Genomic DNA, 20410 nt, shown 5'->3' with positions numbered 1-20410 from the left:
ACCGGGCCGTGGTCCGCGATGAAAGTTTCGTTGGAAATCAGTAGATGTTGATCGCATAACTGGCATAGAGCAGGGAGATAGTAACTTGTGCCAATAACAAATAAGGAGTGTTTCTATGCCGTTCGGTGCTCACGAATCCATGGAGCTACACGAGATTTTGACAGAAAAGATCAATATGATTACACATTTCAACTTGTACGCGCAAGAAGCGAGAAACCCGCAGTTGCTGGATATGATTGTGCGTCACCAGCAGGAGGAGATCGTGGCGTACAACGAAATGGTATCCATGGCGCACGGGAACACTAGGTTTACTCCGATTCCCGCAAACACGGATATCAAAGCGAGCGAACAGCAGGTTCGATACGGCTTAACGACGCGTAGACAAGCGGCGCCACAGGCTGATGCTGTGTTGAGTGACAGCGAGATCGCCACTGCTATGTTACTGTGCCACAAGAATGCAGCTCGCAATGCCTCGTGGGCTGCCTTGGAATGCGCGGATCCCAATCTTCGCCGGACCATGATGAACAGTGCCGCAACCTGTATGAATCAGGCATATGAAGTGTTCCTGTTTATGAACCAGCAGGGGCTGTACCAAGTTCCGACACTGAATCCCCAAACGGCCGAAACGTTCCTCAATAGTTATCAACCAGCGCCACAAGAATTGCAGGCCGAATACGGTGTGCAGGGCGCTGGACGTATGGGGCAGACCGCGAACGCGTACGGAGCTGGGAATGTGAATACGTCTATGAATATGGCAGGTCAGAGTGGCATGGAAAGGAATGCGGCCATGAATCCTGGGGCGCGGGATAGTGTGCTTTATGGGGATAGGGGCGGAGCTCCGGCCCAGTCTCCAGCAGCTTCTTTTTCCGCTTACGGTAACATGAGGTCGCCGGGTCAGATGCAACAGTCAGGCCAGATGCAGCAGCAGTCGAGTCAAATGCAGCAACAATAAGAGCAGGGTGCGTGAGCCACGCGAGCCGGGTAGGGCACGCGTGGCTTTTTTGGTGGGCAAGTGGGGAAGTGGGGAGGGCATGGCAAGGGTTTCGAATTACCGCCATATTGGAGGTAATTTGCAGACTTGTGGGGTCGGCTTGGCGACGTTGTCCGAGCCCCGGCGGATCGAGACATGCCACCGCCGAAGAAGCATTTATGCCCCAGAAGTTTTCATAAAGTCGTCCACCCAGGTGCCCCATGTTCGTTGACATCGAAATAACCACTACAATGGAACTAATCGCGTATCTCTCGGCTATGGATTTCCTCGTTAACCACTATAATGGTGGCTATTACGCCTCGAGGGTACCCGAACCCGTCGTATACGCCGGTCGATAGGGATCAAAGTGGTTGCAAAGTGATGGGCACTATCCAGCGCTTCCACCAAATAGGGCCCGAAGTGGTACCAATCGTGACCCTGCTGCTATGACAAACGCAGTCCACCGGGCTAGCGTGACCTCATACGTGCCCCCGTAGTGGGTCCTCACAATTCAATGTTCGAACGAGATGGATGGATGCGATAGGAATGAATGCGTATAGACCCGCTCGCTGGCTCCAACCAGTTTGTTTCTGCTAACCTGCGAAGGTGCCTTGTTGCCGTATTGCTGGATAACTGCAGATGAGTGGTGACATCTCGGGCCGTGATCGGCCGGTTTGAACCGAGTGCGAGGCGCACGATTGCTCTGTCCGTAACGCTCAGCGTTTGCAAGATACCGTTGAGGAACCAGTGAGTCTTCCTAGCAGTTGCTGGATGTTCTGTTGACAAATACGGGGACGATGTCGAACGTCGCTGTATGTAAAACGGAGAATGTGCCAGCCGTCGATGACGAGGTGGTTTTGGCGTTGGTAGTGATCGGAGAATTGGCTTTGCGATATACCTTTTAAATGCGGTCCGATCCCGTCTATTTCAATGGCCACGCGAAATTGTTGTTGAATGTAGGCGAAATCGATGTAACGATAGCCGCCTTTGAAATCTTGGACTTCGTACTCGGGATACAATGAATCAAACTGGTGAAATGCCGGCCACCAGACGTTTTCGAGGAGCATTTTTTCTGCATGGTGCAGGCCCGATTCGATTCGTGCTTTGCGGGCTCCATTCCGATGCCGAAGGTGAGACTTGATAAACGATTTGTATGCACGATCAAATGACAAGAAGCACCCTCCTCCGATCCAACGTGCTGAATTAACGGTACAGTGCGGGTTTGACGATGCTCAATGACGCGCAGGAGAAATGATGTGCTCCAAACTCGATCTCAACCTTTCATACCAAATTTTCCGCCAATTCGCATGCCCTACGTGATAAAATGTGGTACAAAATCTCAACCGTCAATGACACCAGATTTAGCGTACATAAAACCATAGAGCGAGGTTTTTGCTGTGAAGAGGATAGAGAACGTATCACTCATTGGGTTGGGCGCCATCGGTGCTGCTTATGCCAGTAGATTGCACGACATGGATCCCGACTGTATTCAAATCATAGCGGACGAGAATCGGATGCGACGCCTTCAAGGACGAGAGGTGTTGGTAAACGGCCGTGGCTATGAATTCCGCTACATTTCGCCGAATGTGGATACCAGACCGGCCGATCTCGTCATCGTCGCCGTCAAGTACGAGGGCCTTGAGCTTGCTATTGAGCAAATTAAGCGGCACGTGGGTCCCGATACCATCATTCTTCCCCTCTTAAATGGCATTTCTAGTGAAGAAGCAATTGGATCGGTATACGGTCACGATAAGGTACTCCACGCCATGTGCGTTGCTATTGATGCTGTACGGGAGGACACGTCCATCCGGTTTTCTTCAATTGGTCGCATTTGTTTCGGTGAGTTACAGAACGTTCACTATTCTGAAAATGTCCAACGCGTGAAGGAATTGTTTGATAGAGCAAATATCCCGTACGCAATTCCAGAGGATATGCAGCGCACAATGTGGTGGAAGTTCATGGTCAACGTGGGCGTGAATCAGACATCGGCCGTGTTGAAAGCACCATATGGTGTATTTCAAAATTTGCAGGATGCGCGTGAGTTGATGATCAGTGCCATGCGAGAGGTCATTATGTTATCCCAAAAAGTAGGCGTCAATCTCACCGAAGAAGATATTGAGACGTTCATGGGTATATTGAACGGAATGTCACCGGAGGGGAAGACGTCGATGCTTCAGGATATCGAAGCTGGACGAAAGACTGAAGTCGAATATTTGGCCGGCAAGGTGTGCGAACTTGGCAGACAACACTGTGTACCCACGCCGACGAACGATATGCTGTACAAGATCATTCGGACTATGGAACAGATGAATAGCATGAGATAATGAGGTTCACGATGTGTGCCCACAAATCGATCACTTCCGGCCGGATCCGATTTTCCCCAATGGCTGCATTGGTGGTATATATGCGATTATAATGAACAAAGAGGCCGTTGAAAGGGGTCGTAAAGTGAACATTTTAGAAGAACTCGAGTTTCGGGGATTGATCTTTCAAACGACAGACAGAGATGAATTAGAGAAGTTGCTCCAAGAGCAATCCGTCAGTCTGTACGTCGGGTTCGATCCGACCGCGGACAGTTTACATATCGGCAGCCTGTTGCCCATTTTGACGTTGCGCCGTTTTCAGCTGGCGGGCCACAAACCCATAGCGCTGGTTGGCGGTGCGACAGGGTTGATTGGCGATCCCAGCGGTAAGAAACAAGAACGGACATTGAATGGGCCGGAAGTCGTGGCGGAGTGGACGGCTAAGATTCAGAAGCAGTTGTCACGCTTCATTGACTTTGAAGCCGACGGCAATGCTGGGGTTATGGCTAACAACTACGATTGGACGGGGCCGATGGGCGTGATCGAGTTCCTGCGGGACGTTGGTAAGAACTTCGGTCTGAACACCATGCTCAATCGGGAGTCCGTGTCGGCGCGATTGGAAACAGGTATTTCCTTTACCGAGTTCAGCTACATGTTGCTCCAAGCGAACGATTTCTTGGAACTGTTTAAGCGCAACAATTGTCTGTTGCAGATTGGCGGATCGGATCAGTGGGGGAATATCGTCGGCGGCATCGACTTGATTCGCCGGCTGACGGGAGAGCAGGCATACGGGCTCACCATACCACTGGTAACGAAGTCAGACGGGACGAAATTCGGCAAGACAGAATCGGGCGCGATTTGGCTGGATGCCACCAAGACGTCGGTGTACCAGTTCTACCAGTTCTGGTTGAACACCGGGGACGATGATGTCATCAAGTTCCTGAAGTATTTTACATTCCTCTCGAGGGAAGAAATCGAGGAACTGGAGCAGGAAGTCGCGAACAATCCGGGGGCCCGCAAGGCCCAAAAGACCCTTGCTGAACACGTGACGGAGCTTGTGCATGGGCGAGAGGAGACGGATCGGGCGATTCACATGTCCGGCGTCTTGTTCAGTGGTGACATTAAGAGCCTCAGCGTCAGTGAGATTCAAGAGGTGTTCGAGGGCGTTCCGTCCACCAGTTTACCGACGGATCACCCGCTGGATATCATGTCCATTCTCATCGCGAGCGGTGCCTGCCCTTCGAAGCGCCAAGCGCGTGAGGACATCACGAGCGGTGCCATCAGCGTAAACGGCGACAAAGTGACGGACTTGGAACGCGAGTTCAACCGTGAAGAGATGTTTGGCGGGCAGTTCTTAGTTATCCGCCGCGGCAAGAAAAAGTACTTCCTCGTCAAATTCGAGTAGATACCAGGCAGATAAGTGATGGCGGATCGAAGATACTGGGGGCTGTCCCGCATGTTATTGTAGAGTGGCTGCGGGGGCGGCCCCCTGCGCCACTAAATAACCTTCGTCGTCCACGTTTCACCGTTCCAGATGTCCGTGACGATATCCTGGTAGAACTCCGGCTCGTGTGAAATGAGGAGGATGCTGCCGCGGTAATCTTTCAAGGCTCGCTTCAACTCGTCTTTGGCGTCGACGTCCAGGTGGTTCGTGGGCTCGTCGAGGACTAAAACATTCGACGGCTTGTTTATCAGCTTGCAGAGTCGAACTTTCGATTTTTCGCCTCCGCTGAGCACTTCCACCTTACTTTCGATGTGCTTGGTTGTCAGCCCGCACTTCGCCAGGGCAGCGCGAACTTCGGCTTGGTTGAGGTGGGGAAATTCGTGCCACACTTCTTCGATGCAAGTCGTGTCAGGTGTGTGTCTGGCTTCCTGTTCAAAGTAACCTATCTCCAGATAGTCCCCGCGCTGTACTTCACCCGATAATGCCGGGATTTCCCCAAGAATACTTCGCAGCAACGTCGTCTTCCCGATCCCGTTGGCTCCCACCAACGCAATCTTTTGCCCGCGTTCCATCTGCAAGTTCAGCGGTTTCGAGAGTGGGGTGTCGTAGCCGATGACGAGATCGTGTGTCTGGACAATTAGTTTGCTTGGCGATCGCGATTCCACAAAGTTAAACTGTGGCTTCGGCTTCTCCTTGGCCAGTTCGATGACATCCATTTTATCCAGTTTCTTCTGCCGGGACATGGCCATATTGCGCGTTGATACACGGGCTTTGTTGCGCGCGACAAAGTCCTTCAACTCTGCGATTTCCTGTTGCTGCTTCTTGTACGCCGCCTGGAGCTGTTGTTTCTTCACTTCGTAGACCTGGAGGAAGTTGTCGTAGTCGCCCGCGTAGCGGGTCAACTCCTGGTTTTCCATGTGATAAACGAGGTTGATCACGCTGTTCAGGAACGGAATGTCGTGCGAAATGAGAATAAACGCGTTCTCGTACTCCTGAAGATACCGCTTGAGCCAGACAATATGCTGCTCGTCGAGGTAGTTTGTGGGTTCGTCCAACAGCAGAATGTCCGGCTTCTCGAGCAGAAGTTTAGCGAGGAGGACCTTCGTTCGCTGACCGCCACTGAGTTCCTCGACATCGCTGTCGATCCCGATCTCATCCAAACCCAACGCCCGCGCGATTTCTTCTACTTTCGCGTCAATCGTGTAGAAATCGTTTTGAGTAAGCAGGTCCTGGATTGTGCCGACCTCATTCATCAGCGCCTCCAACCGTTCGGGGGAGGCAGTCGCCATTTCCTCGTACATTTGATTGATGTTCTGTTCGAGATCGAACAAGTACTGAAAGGCGCTTTTTAGCACGTCGCGAATCGTCAGGCCGCGGTCGAGAATCGTGTGCTGATCAAGATAGCCTATGCGCACATTTTTCGCCCATTCAATTTGCCCCTCATCCGGCTCCAGCTTCCTCGTCACGATACTCATGAACGTGGATTTCCCCTCGCCGTTGGCGCCGACCAAGCCAATATGTTCGCCTTTCAGCATACGGAAGGAGACATTGTTGAAAATGGCTCTGTCCCCAAATCCGTGCGTCAAGTTCTTCACACTCAAGATACTCATCTATAGACATCCTTTGCCGGAGGTTATGTTTTGCTTCACGGACCAGTCAGGTTGTGACTCTCGACCGGCATTGACTCCCGTGCGGTCTTGCGCAATATTTGACCTAGATTGATTATAACTGGGATAGTCCGGTGTACAACAAGAAAAACACCTACTAAATCTGCGTAAAATTCCGTATAATCCACCTATTGTCGATAGTATTGGAGGAGAAGAATAAATGGCGAATGCATCGAAAATTGTCCCGATCTCCGGCGGATTTCACGTTTGGACACGCCGCGTCGGTGACAGCCCCATCAAAATGCTATTGTTGCACGGTGGGCCGGGAGCCAATCACGAGTACTTCGAAATCTTTGAAGATTATCTTCCTCCGGACGGGATCGAAATCTATTTTTACGATCAACTTGGCTCCTACTTTTCTGATCAACCAAACGACCCATCCCTATGGAACGCCCACCGCTTTCGCGAAGAAGTGGAGGAGGTCCGGCGCTATTTGGGCCTAGAGTCATTCTATCTACTTGGTCAGTCATGGGGAGGAGCGCTGGCTATTGAATATGCGTTGGAATACCAAGAGAACTTGGCTGGACTCATCATCTCGAATATGACGGCAAGCATCCCAAGCTACCTAAAGTACATCAACGCTCTCCGAGATCTATTGCCGAAGGACATCGTGGACACCATGAGAGCCTACGAAGAAAAAGGCGATCTCGACGCCCCACAATATATCGATCTCGTCACGGAACACCTGTACAAACAACACATTTGCCGCTGTGACCCATGGCCCGACGCAGTCAATCGTGCGTTCGCCCATACGAATGCACAGGTCTACAACACGATGCAAGGCGCGCACGAGTTTGTCTTCACCGGCAATCTGAAGGACTGGGACAGGTGGCCGGACTTGCACAAGATTCACGTCCCGACTCTGGTCGTCAGTGGGCGGCACGATTCCATGAATCCCGCCGATATTGAGGAAATGGGTCGCCGTATTCCGAACGCGCGGGTTGCCATCTGCGAAAACGGAAGCCACATGTCCATGTGGGATGACACGGAGGCGTACTTTCGGTACATCAAGGACTTCGTCCACGCCGTCGCTGGCCAGTGACTTGAGGCAGATTAATGCCCAACGCATCGCGGTTGATTTTTCATACGGAGTGGAGACTTTCTTGAACCGAAGCAACAGACCATTCGTATAATCGCTCCTGACTGTTGATGCGTTCCTCACCTTCCTGTCGAATGATACGCAGATAACTGCCATCAGGCTGTAGTTCTCTTCGTTTGACGTTGTCTGCTAATTGAGTTTCCAGAACTTCAATGACCCTTTCCTTTAGTTTTGATTCAAGGACCGGAAATAGTGTTTCCACTCGGTGTTCGAGGTTGCGAGTCATCCAATCAGCGCTGGAAAGAAACACTTTTTTCCGATTCCCACTACAAAAATAGTAGGCTCGTCCATGCTCCAAAAATCGGCCGACGATGCTGTGAACCCGGATGTTTTCGCTTACCCCAGGAATTCCGGGACGTAGGCAACATATTCCACGGACAATCAGATCTATCTTTACCCCCATACATGAGGCCCGGTAAAGTGCCTGAATCAAATCTTTGTCGGTGAGGGAGTTCATTTTCGCGATGACTCGTCCCTGCCCTTTCTCGATGGAGTATGCGGCAACTTCATCAAGTTCGGCGAGAAAAGCTTCCTCCAACCCCCACGGTGCCACCCGTAGACGATGTAATACTGGAAGTGAGGAATACCCCGTTAGCTGATTGAAAATGGAAGATACATCTTCGGCAATTTCTTCATTACAAGTAAACATTCCAAAATCGGTATAAAGCTTGGCGGTGTTTTCGTTGTAGTTCCCTGTGCCAAGGTGCACGTATCTTCGTAATTGGCCATTCTCTGTTCGCACAACCAGGGCCATTTTAGAGTGAGTCTTTAACCCGACTAATCCGTATATAACGTGACACCCAGCCTTTTCGAGTTTCTTCGCCCAAACGATATTCTTTTCTTCGTCAAATCGTGCTCGGAGTTCAACTAGGACCGTGACCTGCTTGCCGTTCTCTGCCGCTTGTGCCAGGGCAGCCACGATGGGGGAATCGCCACCCACACGATAGAGGGTCTGTTTGATGGCTAGGACATCGGGATCCTGGGCGGCTTGGTGAACAAAATGAATGACCGGTTCAAATGATTCGTACGGATGATGCAGCAATATGTCTTTGCGTCGAATGGCTGCAAAAATATCTTGTTCCCCCCGTAGATCTACAGGGAGGATGGGCGGATTATCCGGGAACCTTAAGGGCTCATATCCTCCTTGGTTTACAAACCGGAACAGGAAAGAGAGATCGAGGGGGGCGTCCAATTCAAAGACTTCGGAATGGCTTACTTCCTCCCAGTCTTCGATGACTTTCCTTAGAAAGGGATGCATGCCCGTCTCAACCTCAATACGCACTGCATCTCCGGTCTTTCGCTTGTTGAGCACTCTTTCAATTTCTTCCAGGAGATCCTCTGCTGCATCCTCATCTAAAATCAGATCAGCGTCGCGGGTGATTCGAAACGAGCTCGCGGAGACGATGCTCTTTCCTCGAAATAAGTCGGACAAATGCATACGGATAATCTCTTCGAGGAAGATGTACGCCCTATGACCTTCACCTGAGGTGGGAAGTTCAATAAACCGAGGTAGCACACTCGGAACCTGTACGAAGGCAAACAGATACGGTTCCTTTTCTGGAGCATCCGATTTAATCAGGACGGCGAGGTTAAGACTGCGATTTAACAGCATGGGAAACGGACGACTGGCGTCAACCGCCATCGGTGTTAGAACCGGATATATCATCCGGTGAAATAAGTCCGACACATAGGTTGATTGCTCTGGGTTTAGTTGTGTGCCCGAGACAAACGAGAGACCAGCCTCTTGGAGCAACGGGACTAGGGTTTCTTTCCACGCCTTTGTCTGTTGGCTCATAAGACTCGAGCTTCTGCGCAGAGCAGCGTCCCACTGCTCTGACGCCGACATCCTCGTCTTATTATCTGGAGCATTACTGCCGATCTTAATTTGATCCTTCAACCCAGCAATGCGAACCATGAAAAACTCATCCAAATTTGAACTGGTGATGGCAAGGAATTTCAGCCGTTCAAATAACGGGTTACTGTTGTCCATGGCTTCCTCCAACACCCGTTCATTAAATGACAGCCAGCTCAATTCCCTATTAATGTAATTTAACGGGCTATCAAACTCCCAAGGATTGCTCAAATGGATCTACCTCCAATCGAATCTCCCGTTGGAATACCTTTCGCCATTCTTTCAGCCACTCCAAGGCTAGGTTGAGCTGAAGACCGAGCGGCTTCTGGGCGTGTACCCGCAGAATCCACTCTCCCTGATCGCGAAGCAGATCAATGGACTGGACCGCCCCTGTCGAAGTCCGGTCCAGTGTCTTCACAAGCCCGAGTAAGACGCCCAACCGGGTAATGGTGGTGAAGTCCTCATCCTCGAGTAATTCTTGGTAACTCACTAGAGCCCTGTTGGTTTGCTTCGTGCTCTTAAACGCCGTGATAGCTGCAGCAATAAGGCGCTCTCGATGGCTAACACCGAAGAGAGGCACCTGCAGGAGAAGATAGAAATTATGGTCTCTCGTATTGTAAATGCTGATGGTCCGCCCGATATCATGAAGCATAGATGCCACATGTAGGCACCGCCGCATCTCACTACTGTCCGGCAACCAATTGTGTTTAACCATTTCGGACAATAGCTGGCCAGTAAGTTTCCAAACCTGAATGGCGTGTTGCCTGTCTAGATGAAAATGGACGTGAATGTTCGCGATACTGTGCACGAGCATGTCCGGTAGCAGTTGCTCACCACGGGTCCTGAGTACCTGTTCTATGAGAATCCCGTCCCGCAGCCCTTTGTTGCTGATGACAAATTTGGAGGCCCTTACTCGTTTTAAAACCTGGTCCAGAATTGCTATCCCTGCGACGATAATGTCCGCGCGTTCGCCCGACAGGCCGCCTATTTTACTCCGCTTTTTCACGGGCATCGAGCAAACCATATCCAGCATAGCCGTCACTTCCATCGGACACATCTCGTATCCGTGAAGGATCTTCAAAGGATACTTGCGTCGGTCCTGGTGGACGCGGGCGACAGTTCTTGCTGTTCCTCCCATTCCGATTACGGGGCACCCTAACCCTTCTAACCAAGGGTATCGGTCAAGCTGATTTTCAATGGCGCGGTTCATTGCTTCCAGTATCTTGGATGGCGTAGGATCGTTCCTGGTGAACTCCTTGGTTAAGGAAACGGCGCCGTATGGGATGGAAGCGTAGTGAATTAGGTTGCGTTGACGGAAATATGTGATCTCTGTACTGCCTCCGCCCACGTCTACTGTTATTCCGTCCTCTAAGGGGAGAGAGTTAACTGCCGCCAGATAACCATATCGGGCTTCTTCCTCCCCGGTAATGACTCGGAATCGAATGCCGGTTTCAGCAAAGATACGATTTAACAGTTCGTCCCGATTTACGGCAACGCGAACGGCTTGGGTGGCCACACCGATAATTTCTACAACTCCGTATGAGTCACACAGTTGTTTGAACAGTCCAACTACCTGGACAGTGAGTTGAATGCCGGTTTCGGTGATGACGTTGTTCTCATCAAGATGACTGGTCAACCGTACCGATTGTTTCAGGGTGTCAATTTCTTTCTGGGTGCCCGAAGGCCCGTGCTCGTAAATCACCACGCGAACAGAATTTGACCCTAGGTCGATCACTGCGTTCATTTCATCGGCCATTCCGATTCCTCCGGTATCAGTTGGTCATCGTATACATTGTGCTCCATCAAACAAACTTTCATTGATCACACGCCCGGAATGGATAATTCTTACTTATGGATATGTATTCAATGCTGGTTCTTAAATCGCTATTCGTCCACAAGACTATCATTCTGTAATTATTGCTACGGGCAAAATCAAGGGCTCTTTTACTAATTTACCACCATAACCTGAACGACGAAATCACAACTCATGATTTCGAGCAGGACAGGCGCGTTTATAATGAATACGCGTTCTGGCAGGATTGTTACAAGTTATGCCGAACTTTCTCAAGCAGTCAGATACGTGAATCGTGTGAGACTCGACGCCTTTTTTAAACTGTGATTCCAACATGACAAATGAGGTACCACAAATGAACAAATCAAAGTCCAGGATTCTGATTGTTGACGACCAAGAAATGAACATATCTTTGCTCGTGCGAATGTTGAGACGAGCGGGATATGAAAATTTGTATACGACGCAGGATCCAGTGCAGGCACTGCCTATGTTTGAGGAGATTGGACCTGATATTGTCTTATTGGACTTACATATGCCCCAAATGAGCGGATTCGAAGTGCTTGAACAGTTGCAAGAGAGAATCCCGCCAAGCTCATACCTGCCTGTATTGGTGCTGACCGCCGACATTACACCAGAGGCGAAACGTCAAGCGTTGTCCCAAGGGGCGAAGGACTTTTTGACCAAGCCATTTGACCGTACGGAGGTCATCCTTCGTATAGGGAATTTGTTGGAGACTCGATCCCTGCACCTCGCGCTTCAGAATCAAAATGAAATTCTGGAGGAGCGCGTCCGCGAACGAACGGCGGATTTGGAGGCAGCACAGATGGAAATTCTCCAATTGCTGGCGCGTGCTTCTGAGTTTCGGGATGACGTCACAGGGCAGCATACGAGACGCGTTGGTGAGTGGGCGGGGGAAGTTGCGCGGGCGATGGGCTTGGCGGATCGAGAGGTTGAACTGATTCAGGCAGCAGCACAGTTGCACGACATTGGCAAAATCGGTATCCCGGACGAAGTGCTCATGAAGCCTGGCCGGTTCGTTGAAGAAGAGTTCGAGCAAATGAAGCAACACACGAAAATTGGCGCTGAAATTTTGGCGGGCAGTCGGTTTCCTGTTTTGCAGCAGGCAGAGGCCATTGCGCTGTATCATCATGAAAAATGGGACGGAACCGGATATCCGTACGGGCGGAAGGGTGAGGAAATTCCCCTGGCCGGTCGCATCGTGAGCTTGGTGGACTTCTTTGACGCGTTGACGCACACACGACCGTATAAAGATTCGTGGTCGGTGGAAGAAGCGGTGGACGAAATCAAGCGCCAGGAGGGACGCCATTTCGATCCGGCCGTAGTCAAGGCATTCATGCAAGTACTGAATGAGCGCACCGGTGTGAAAGTGACTGAATGATTCTAGTATTCATTCTCCAATGATAGAATAAGAGTGACTATGAGATGCATTAAGGGAGGGAAAGTACGGTGGCAAACAACAAATCAGCTCTACTGGTCATGGATGTGCAGCAGGGGATCGTCGAGATGGTGAGCGGCGGCTCTAAGGAATTCCTCACTCCATGGAAAAATGCAATTCAGGCAGGACGGAACGCTGACATTCCTGTCATGTATGTGCGAGTTGGATTTCGAAGCGGCTATCCAGAGGTGAGTGCGAACAACCAGTTTTTCTCGGCGATCACAACCTACGGAGGCTTCGTCGACAGCGAATCATCCACGCAGGTGCACCCGGAAGTTGCTCCTCATGACGGGGACTTGGTCGTCGTCAAACGTAGAGTAAGCGCTTTTACGGGAAGCGATCTAGAGGTGGCTCTGCGTTCGAAGCAGATCGACACCTTGGTGTTAACGGGGATTTCCACGAGTGGGGTCGTCTTGTCCACACTTCGCGAAGCGTCCGACAAGGATTACAAGTTGATAGTCCTGTCAGACGCATGTGCCGATCACGACGAAGAAGTACACCGCGTCCTCACGGAAAAAGTGTTCCCAAGCCAGGCGCAGGTCACGACCGTGGCCGAGTGGGCTCAGTCTCTAGGAGTCGGTATGCTGGCTTAGGGCAGCATTGATTTTCTCCAACAGGCGGTTTAGGTCTACCGGTTTCGTATCGAAATCATCACAACCAGCGGCGAGAGCCTGCTCACGGTCGCTGGTTGTCGCGTTTGCTGTCAGCGCGAGAACGGGGATAGCTGATGTCGCGGTGTCGCTCTTGATGATGCGAGTCGCGGTCAGCCCGTCCATTGTCGGCAGGCTGACATCCATCAGGATGAGATCAGGCAAAATCCTCTTGGCCATATCCACGCCCTCTTGGCCGTCTACTGCCACCTCAACTTCAAAACCTTTCCGACTTAGCCGGCGGGAAAGCATGTCCCGGTTCATTTCGTTATCTTCCACGAGGAGAATTTTCGCCATTTGTCACCGCTCCTTGCTTATATAGTGAGAAGTCTCTGTGAAAGTGCCTGTAGAATCTGAGACGTCGATGTGTTTGACTTCTGCAGGATTTGCATTGTCCGTTGCTGCAAATACGTGCGTTCATCCTCTGTCAGCTCGCGTGCCGTAAGCACGACCACTGGAATAGACGTCCACGATGGTTCTTTGTGGAGTTCTTGAAGGAACTCGAAACCGTCCATGAGTGGCATCATGAGATCAAGGAGGATGGCGTCGGGAAGGTGATCTTCGACGGATCGCAATACTTCAATGGCTTCGAGGCCATTTGTCGCAGCGAGTACCTCGAAACCGTCTCGTCCCAAGAGTTTCTTTACCATTTCGCGGTTTGTTTCGTCGTCCTCGACAACCAGGATAGTTTGCGAGACTGGCGCTGGCGCGTGCTTTTGCAGGACAGACAAAATTCGATCTCTATCGATGGGCTTGGTCAAGTACTCGACAGCACCCAAGGCAAACCCGAGCCCCTTATCACTGTCCGTAAACGACTGAATCATGACGGGAATACGCTCGGTGTCGGAATCCTTCTTGAGCGCGGACAGAACTGTCCATCCGTCGACCCCGGGCATCATGAGATCGAGTATGATGACGTCAGGTTGAACCTGTTTTGCGAGGCCAATGGCCTCTAGACCGCTTGCACAAGTTAGCACACCGTATCCTTCTCGCACAAGGAACCGCCTCATCAGGTCGAGCACGCCCTGGTCATCATCAATAACCAGTACGGTCTTGTTGCCAGACTTGGGCGTGTCAATCGTTGTCACAGTTTCCCTCGTGGTTACTCGGTGAACCGGTAAGAATACGGTGAATTCGGAGCCGATTCCGACTTCACTGTGTACGGTGATGTCGCCGCCCATCATGAGCGCGAAGCGTCGACTTATTGCCAGCCCCAGGCCAGTACCGCCGAACTTTCTGGTTGTTGAAACATCCGCCTGCGTAAATGCATCGAATATCTTCTCAAGCTGCTGCTCCGTCATCCCGATACCTGTATCGCGAACGGAACATGTCAACATAGCGCTTTCTGGCATAGGTTCGGAAGATACAGTCAGCGTTACGGTGCCGTTTGAAGTGAACTTACTGGCGTTACTGAGGAGGTTCAGTAGAATCTGTTGAAATTTCGTCAAGTCGACTTCTATTTGGCCGAGATCATTCGGACAGTTGACGACAAGTTGGTTTCCGTTTTTCTCGACAACGGGCGTGATCGTGGAGGCGATATTGCCTATCAGTTCACCAACGTCCACAGTCTCCACAAACATCTCGATCTTGCCCGCCTCGATCTTCGAAATGTCCAAGATGTCATTGATGAGGCTCAGCAGATGTTGTCCTGCTGTCTTAATTTTCTTGAGGTCTTCCGCAAATACGTCCTCGTTGGACTCCTCAGCTTCTTCCAGGAGCATTTCACTATAGCCAATGATGGCGTTTAGGGGCGTGCGCAGTTCGTGGCTCATATTTGCGAGAAACTGGCTCTTCACTTGGCTTGCTCCAAGGGCTTCGTCTCGCGCCCGACTGACTTCCGCTAGATGTTGATACAGTTCACGGGTTTTGTCTTCGGCAATCTGCTCCACGCGATCCCGACTGCGGTACGCACGAGCAAGCATCCTCTTCAGCTGTTCGGGATCATCTATGTTTCGGTAAAAAGAGTCCGGGTCAGGTGTCATTTCCACGGTCAGTTTCGCGACCCGTGAAGCAAGGTCGGACACGACACCAGGCTGGAGGCGACGTAGAAGTTGCGTGACGACTAAATTTTCTTCTTCATTGTGGTACTCAACTTCGCCGATATGGATATTCTCACCGAAGAATTCAACGACACAATGTGTGTACCCGTTTGCGAGATGATGCATTTCAACGGGATAATTACCGTTTAACGTGAGTTTGATGGTGTCCTCATCCATTGGCTCGCTTGTAAACAATTGAGTGTTGTCCGTGTTCAGCCACTTGCGTACTTCCAGGTTGTCGACGGGCACATAGTAAAGGCGATCCAATATGTACTCGTCCGAGTGAATGAGAAAATCAAACGCTGACACGGGTGTCCGCAGCCGATCATCCGTGTATGCAGCCACAATTAAGTATTTCGCCACGTGTTTGCCCAAGTTGTACATTTCCTGGTTCACTGACGTACCCGTGACGTTTGCGAGGGCTTGTGTCGTCAGGAGGAGTTCCCGTGCATCGTAATCCCCAATGCGACTGTACGATTCGCGGGAAATGCTCGGTGCATACTCGGCGAGTGACGCCACAAAGGAACGAATCAAGTTGGGATAGTTCAGTCGTACCATGTCTCGTAATAGTGTAAAAAGGATACCGCGCATAGAGCACCTGCCCGCATCAATGAGGTTAAAAGACGTACGGCGAAACAGTGTCAACAAAAGATCATGATGAATTATTCTGATAATACTCGCAGTTCGTGCGCCAATTCTACCATGTTCTGCAACCCTTACTATACAGTAATTCAATGGACACGCCTATCATATATACTTTCAGTCCGCAATGAAATCGTCGCTATACGACGTCAATTATTATTTTAGGAAGTTGACGATCTCGCCATCCACAGGCACAACAACCTGCGATGTCAGTCCGTTTTCGTGGAGGGTTTCACGTAAGGAGTTACGCGTAAGCAGGCAGTGACTCCAGGCCTCCATGTGGGCCACGAAGACTTTCGTGGCGGGCGAGTGCCGACAGAGTTTGGTGATGCCTTGTTCGTCCATCGTGATCGGGCCGCCCGACAGGAATTGTGCGGATCCGGCGAAGACGACGGTGACGTCGGGATGGTGCAGGGTGAGTGCGTCTTGGACGTCTTTGCACCATATGGTGTCGCCAGCGATATAGAGCGAGGGATCATTGTCCGCCGCGAGGATATAGCCGGAGACAGGGCCCATTTTGGTCGCGAGTTCTCCCGAACCGTGCTGGCCTCCTGTGCGGGTGATGTGGATGTCATGCCACGAGACATCGGTCTCGACTGGTCGCACGTCAGTAAAGCCGTATTTCTCGACGTGCGCTTTGTCTGCGGGTTGGCAGAAGAACGGAATGTCTTTGGGGAGAAGTGTGGCGGCGACGTCGTCGAAGTGATCGCGATGGGTGTGCGTGAGCAGAACCGCGTCAGCCGACAACAGCTCGGCAACATTGACGGTCAAGTTCACGAGGGGATTCCGGAGTGTGTTCGCGGCGTTGGCAACGGTCGACATGGCACCTGCTGGGCTGAGCATCGGATCGACCAGGATTTTACGAGAATGCATGTGAACCAAGAGAGTCGCATGCCGGATCAGTTGAATGTTCATGTGAGTCCCTCCTCATGAGTTGGCTTTTCCCTCATTGTAATACTGATTATATGGATTATATGAGGAATAATTTAGCCTTCCAAACAGGCATAGAATTCACCCAGGTCCTGAGGGACCTGACAACATCTTGGGAGGGCATGTGGAATGCGGAAGAAAGTTCTACTATCTTCAGCTATGGTTGTCATGGGAGTGAGTATGGTACCTATCACCGCGTTTGCGGGAACGAGTTATTCACATCCGGACACAGCTATCACGAATCTACCGAAAGTGAGCGTGGGCTCCTCTAACCACCAAACGAACTATACGCACCCGGGGGTCGTTATTCGCAACGCGCCGCGACAACCTCTCCCACCCAGTGCACTTGGCACGCCCAATTCCTTGGGCTCCGTTCACAATTTCGGTTGGTCGGCGTCAAATTGGTCAGGTTATGCGATCACAGGCGGGCCATACAACGACATCACGGGCGAGTGGACCGTGCCAACAGTTCAAAAGACAACGAAAAGCAGTTATTCGTCCACTTGGATTGGCATTGATGGGTACAACAACAGTGACTTGATCCAAACCGGTACCGAGCAGGACTATGTCGGCGGGAGAGCTCAGTACGACGCGTGGTGGGAGATACTCCCAGCTGCCGAGACTGTCATTACGAATATGGCTGTTTACCCAGGTGACCACATGAGTGCTGCCATTCACAATAACGGTAATGGGACATGGAAAATTACTCTAAACGATCTCACCCAAAACGAGACGTTCTCCACAACACAGTCCTACTCCGGACCAGCAACGTCCGCTGAATGGATCCAAGAGGCACCGGAGATAAATGGCCGTATCGCAACGCTTGCACACTATGGTGAAACGACGATGGATCCAGGTACGGTAAATGGCGCGAATCCTGGACTCACCGCGTCGGATGGCGGATACATGGTGCAGAACAATGCAACGGTCTCCGTCCCGTCAAACCCCGACTCGGACACGGACGGTTTCAACGTCGCGTATGGCTCTGCTCAGCCCACGCCGCCACAATCTTAATGTAGGTAAATGACCAAAGCCAACCTCCGGTCTTCCCGCGGAGGTTGGCTTGGAGGTTCGTTTTGAGAATTCAGCATATGTAATGTAATATTGAGCACTGAGGTATTTGTGAGGCGTGTCTCGATTCTTGAACGCACATGCCATCGATTAGTCTAAACCAAAGGAGATGATGATGTTGCCGAAGTTACTAAGTGGTATATTAGGCAATTACACAGAGCTTTCTGTAGAAGAATTGACAAAGCAGTATGGAACATATCTGATGCCTGAAGAAAAAATCACAACCGGGTTCAAGTTAGTTCGCGATACCTTCATTGTTACGGACCAACGCATAATATTATTTGACCATCAAGGTGTGACTGGTAAAAAGACAAGAGTCGTATCTATCGATCTCGATTCGATTTATGAGGTTTCGATGGAGACGGCGGGAATGGGATTCGATGATAGTGAAATGACTATCCATTACATCACGTCACCATACTTTAAAGCTAATAATGTGGATACGGCCACCTACAAATTTGAATTCGGGAAGAAATTTAATATTCAGCCCTTTTATGTTGCAATGCAAACAATAGCCGTCGAGAACCGTAGAAAAATAAATTCATAACTACAGACGTAGTCTATAAATTGCCGGCGCATGTAAGTCGAGGTGAATTCGATGGTTCCGCGGAGCACCCTACATCAATCCCTCCCTGATGGTAAAAGATTATCCACTCCATTCCCGTGACTACCCCTTTTTATTCACATTAGAGTTTGACAGGTAATAGCCGATTGTTGATTCAACCTAATCTGTTCCATTTCCAACTAAGTAGTTACTGCCGAGAGAATATCAATTTCCTCACCCGTAATGCCGGTTGGCGCAGAGAATCGGACCCACTCCAAAATATTAAAAAATACACCTTAAACCTCAAATTTACTTCAATTTTATTTCAATAAACACCGTGTACCCTAGAAGTGAAAGGGGAATCATGGTGTCTGGCAAACCAAATTTCTTTATTGCAGGTGCGGCGAAGTCAGGAACAAGTTCACTTTTTCATTACCTCGGGCTTCACCCGAAGGTGTATATGAGCCCAATCAAAGAGCCTCATTTTTTCTGTGATGAATATTTTCCCGATCATTTTTCAGGACCAGGCGACGAGGGGTTCAGTAAAAACAGATTGCGAGATATCAATGAGTACTTAAAACTGTTCGCAGCCAGTGATCAGGCGAAAGTTGTTGGAGAAGGATCTGTTTACTACCTTTATTTTCCGGGAGTGGCGGAGAAACTGTATCAGTTCAACTCGCAAGCGAAAGTCGTACTCATCCTTCGCAATCCTGTTGACCGAGCGTTTTCGGCATACATGCACACCGTTCGCGATGGGCGTGAAACGCTCACTTTTGAGGAGGCACTACAACAGGAAGAGAGCCGCCGACATCAAGGTTATCAACCTCTATGGTGGTATCGTGAACTCGGTCTCTATAGTTGTCAGGTCCAGCGTTACATACGGGTATTCCCCAAAGACCAGCTGAAAATCTATTTGTTTGAAGACTTACAGGATACATCGAAAGTTATTAATGATGTGTTGTCGTTTCTGGGATTGGAAAATGACGAGCACATTGATACATCAGTTCGTTATAACGAATCCGGCGTACCCAAATCTCGATTTCTCTACAACTTCTTCGCAAAACCAAACGTATTAAAGGAAATTGCGAAGCCGCTTTTGCCTCAGAAATTTCGACAAAGGTTGGGCCAACGGGCCAAAACCATGGTGTTACAAAAGGAGAGCATGGATCCCAATACAAGGCTAGAACTACAGCGTTATTACCGGCAGGACATAGAAAAATTGCAGACGCTCATCAATAGAGACTTGTCTGCATGGCTGAAGTAATTTACAAGAGGTGTTCAGATTGCAAACGAACAACGTTACATGGCACCAAACATCCGTCTCAAGAAATAGTCGGCAGCAAAGAAATGGACATCGAGGATGTGTGATATGGTTAACAGGCCTATCTGGATCCGGAAAGTCAACTGTAGCGAATCAACTTAGCTTAGCTCTGTTTCAACGCGGGGTACAGACGTATGTGCTAGACGGCGACAATTTACGCTGTGGAATTAATTCGAACCTTGGTTTTAGTGACGAAGACCGGGACGAAAATGTTCGCCGTGTAGCTGAAGTTGCGAAATTATTTGTGGACGCAGGCATGGTCGTGATCGCGGCAGTGATCTCTCCTATGAAACATCAACGTGATATGGCAAGGAAAAAGTTCGGCGCAAATGAGTTTGTCGAAGTGTTTGTGGACTGTCCATTGGATGTTTGCCAAACACGGGATCCGAAAGGTCTATATAAAAAAGCCCGCCAGGGTAAAATTGTAGGTTTCACTGGAATTGATGCCCCATATCAGCCACCAGCCCATCCACAAGTGACTGTACAGACTCATGTTCAGTCCATTGAACAAGGCGTTGACCGGATTCTCCACTACTTAAATGCCCATCGGACGCTAAGACTGAGCGATGGCCTGTAAAAAATAAAAAACCGCTCTATCTCCCGCCCCAAACTCTCGGTAGGCATGCCCTT

17 protein-coding genes are annotated in these 20410 nt (G+C 50.3%); 10 read left to right on the top strand and 7 right to left on the bottom strand.

What is annotated here, in order from left to right; translation table 11 throughout:
• The first annotated feature begins 115 nt into the window (after positions 1-115).
• Positions 116-952: a spore coat protein gene (locus NZD86_RS22780; protein ID WP_268044361.1), complete on the top strand. Its 837-nt coding sequence runs from the start codon at positions 116-118 to the stop codon at positions 950-952.
• A gap of 734 nt (positions 953-1686) precedes the next feature.
• Here NZD86_RS22780 and NZD86_RS22775 read toward each other — a convergent pair.
• The gene (locus NZD86_RS22775) at positions 1687-2142 is read right to left on the bottom strand and encodes a PDDEXK family nuclease (RefSeq protein ID WP_268044359.1); all 456 of its coding nucleotides are present in this window, start codon (positions 2140-2142) and stop codon (positions 1687-1689) included.
• A 225-nt stretch (positions 2143-2367) separates the two neighbouring features.
• On the opposite strand from NZD86_RS22775, the gene NZD86_RS22770 reads away from it, so the two are divergent.
• Positions 2368-3294, top strand: a complete 927-nt coding sequence (locus NZD86_RS22770; protein WP_268044358.1) for a ketopantoate reductase family protein — start codon at positions 2368-2370, stop codon at positions 3292-3294.
• Positions 3295-3418: 124 nt separating this feature from the next.
• Positions 3419-4678, top strand: a complete 1260-nt coding sequence (tyrS, locus tag NZD86_RS22765; protein WP_268044357.1) for a tyrosine--tRNA ligase — start codon at positions 3419-3421, stop codon at positions 4676-4678.
• A 92-nt stretch (positions 4679-4770) separates the two neighbouring features.
• Here the strand turns inward: tyrS and NZD86_RS22760 are convergent, their stop codons facing one another.
• Positions 4771-6327 (bottom strand): ABC-F family ATP-binding cassette domain-containing protein, encoded by a 1557-nt coding sequence (locus NZD86_RS22760; protein WP_268044355.1) that lies wholly within the window; start codon positions 6325-6327, stop codon positions 4771-4773.
• A 217-nt stretch (positions 6328-6544) separates the two neighbouring features.
• Between NZD86_RS22760 and NZD86_RS22755 the strand changes: the two genes are divergently transcribed.
• Positions 6545-7426, top strand: a complete 882-nt coding sequence (locus tag NZD86_RS22755; RefSeq protein ID WP_268044354.1) for a proline iminopeptidase-family hydrolase — start codon at positions 6545-6547, stop codon at positions 7424-7426.
• Between the two features lie 40 nt (positions 7427-7466).
• Here the strand turns inward: NZD86_RS22755 and NZD86_RS22750 are convergent, their stop codons facing one another.
• Together NZD86_RS22750 and NZD86_RS22745 are read right to left on the bottom strand one after the other, a co-directional pair.
• Positions 7467-9566 (bottom strand): RNA degradosome polyphosphate kinase, encoded by a 2100-nt coding sequence (locus NZD86_RS22750; protein WP_268044352.1) that lies wholly within the window; start codon positions 9564-9566, stop codon positions 7467-7469.
• Positions 9544-11091 carry a Ppx/GppA phosphatase family protein gene (locus tag NZD86_RS22745; protein ID WP_268044351.1) on the bottom strand — a complete coding sequence of 516 codons (1548 nt, stop codon included), beginning with the start codon at positions 11089-11091 and terminating at the stop codon, positions 9544-9546. The genes NZD86_RS22750 and NZD86_RS22745 overlap by 23 nt, the downstream gene beginning before the upstream one ends.
• Positions 11092-11482: 391 nt before the next feature.
• Here NZD86_RS22745 and NZD86_RS22740 point away from each other — a divergent pair, with 391 nt between their 5' ends.
• Positions 11483-12526 carry an HD domain-containing phosphohydrolase gene (locus NZD86_RS22740; RefSeq protein ID WP_268044350.1) on the top strand — a complete coding sequence of 348 codons (1044 nt, stop codon included), beginning with the start codon at positions 11483-11485 and terminating at the stop codon, positions 12524-12526.
• A gap of 68 nt (positions 12527-12594) precedes the next feature.
• Positions 12595-13176, top strand: coding sequence for a cysteine hydrolase family protein (locus tag NZD86_RS22735; protein ID WP_268044349.1), 582 nt, complete (start codon positions 12595-12597; stop codon positions 13174-13176).
• Here the strand turns inward: NZD86_RS22735 and NZD86_RS22730 are convergent.
• The 3 genes from NZD86_RS22730 to NZD86_RS22720 form a co-directional block, all read right to left on the bottom strand.
• Entirely contained in the window at positions 13153-13530 is a 378-nt protein-coding gene (locus NZD86_RS22730) for a response regulator (RefSeq protein WP_268044348.1), read from the bottom strand. The genes NZD86_RS22735 and NZD86_RS22730 overlap by 24 nt on opposite strands.
• Before the next feature lie 17 nt (positions 13531-13547).
• On the bottom strand, positions 13548-15830 hold the full coding sequence (locus tag NZD86_RS22725) for a response regulator (protein ID WP_268044347.1): 2283 nt from the start codon (positions 15828-15830) through the stop codon (positions 13548-13550).
• 240 nt (positions 15831-16070) lie between these two features.
• On the bottom strand, positions 16071-16829 hold the full coding sequence (locus tag NZD86_RS22720; RefSeq protein ID WP_268044346.1) for an MBL fold metallo-hydrolase: 759 nt from the start codon (positions 16827-16829) through the stop codon (positions 16071-16073).
• Between the two features lie 144 nt (positions 16830-16973).
• Here NZD86_RS22720 and NZD86_RS22715 point away from each other — a divergent pair, with 144 nt between their 5' ends.
• The 4 genes from NZD86_RS22715 (at position 16974) to cysC (ending at position 20357) form a co-directional block, all read left to right on the top strand.
• Positions 16974-17858: a G1 family glutamic endopeptidase gene (locus NZD86_RS22715; RefSeq protein ID WP_268044345.1), complete on the top strand. Its 885-nt coding sequence runs from the start codon at positions 16974-16976 to the stop codon at positions 17856-17858.
• 175 nt (positions 17859-18033) lie between these two features.
• Entirely contained in the window at positions 18034-18462 is a 429-nt protein-coding gene (locus NZD86_RS22710; protein WP_268044343.1) for a PH domain-containing protein, read from the top strand.
• Positions 18463-18823: 361 nt separating this feature from the next.
• A complete protein-coding gene (locus NZD86_RS22705; RefSeq protein WP_268044342.1) occupies positions 18824-19723 on the top strand; it encodes a sulfotransferase family protein in 900 nt (299 codons plus the stop codon).
• Positions 19724-19742: 19 nt separating this feature from the next.
• Complete coding sequence (gene cysC / locus NZD86_RS22700; RefSeq protein ID WP_268044341.1) at positions 19743-20357, top strand: adenylyl-sulfate kinase; 615 nt, start codon at positions 19743-19745, stop codon at positions 20355-20357.
• Positions 20358-20410: the final 53 nt, after the last annotated feature.

The sequence above is a fragment of the Alicyclobacillus dauci genome (genome assembly GCF_026651605.1).
In the GTDB taxonomy this organism is placed as follows: domain Bacteria; phylum Bacillota; class Bacilli; order Alicyclobacillales; family Alicyclobacillaceae; genus Alicyclobacillus; species Alicyclobacillus dauci.
Note: the sequence above shows the minus strand (reverse complement) of the source record. Positions and strands in the feature narration are given on the sequence as shown.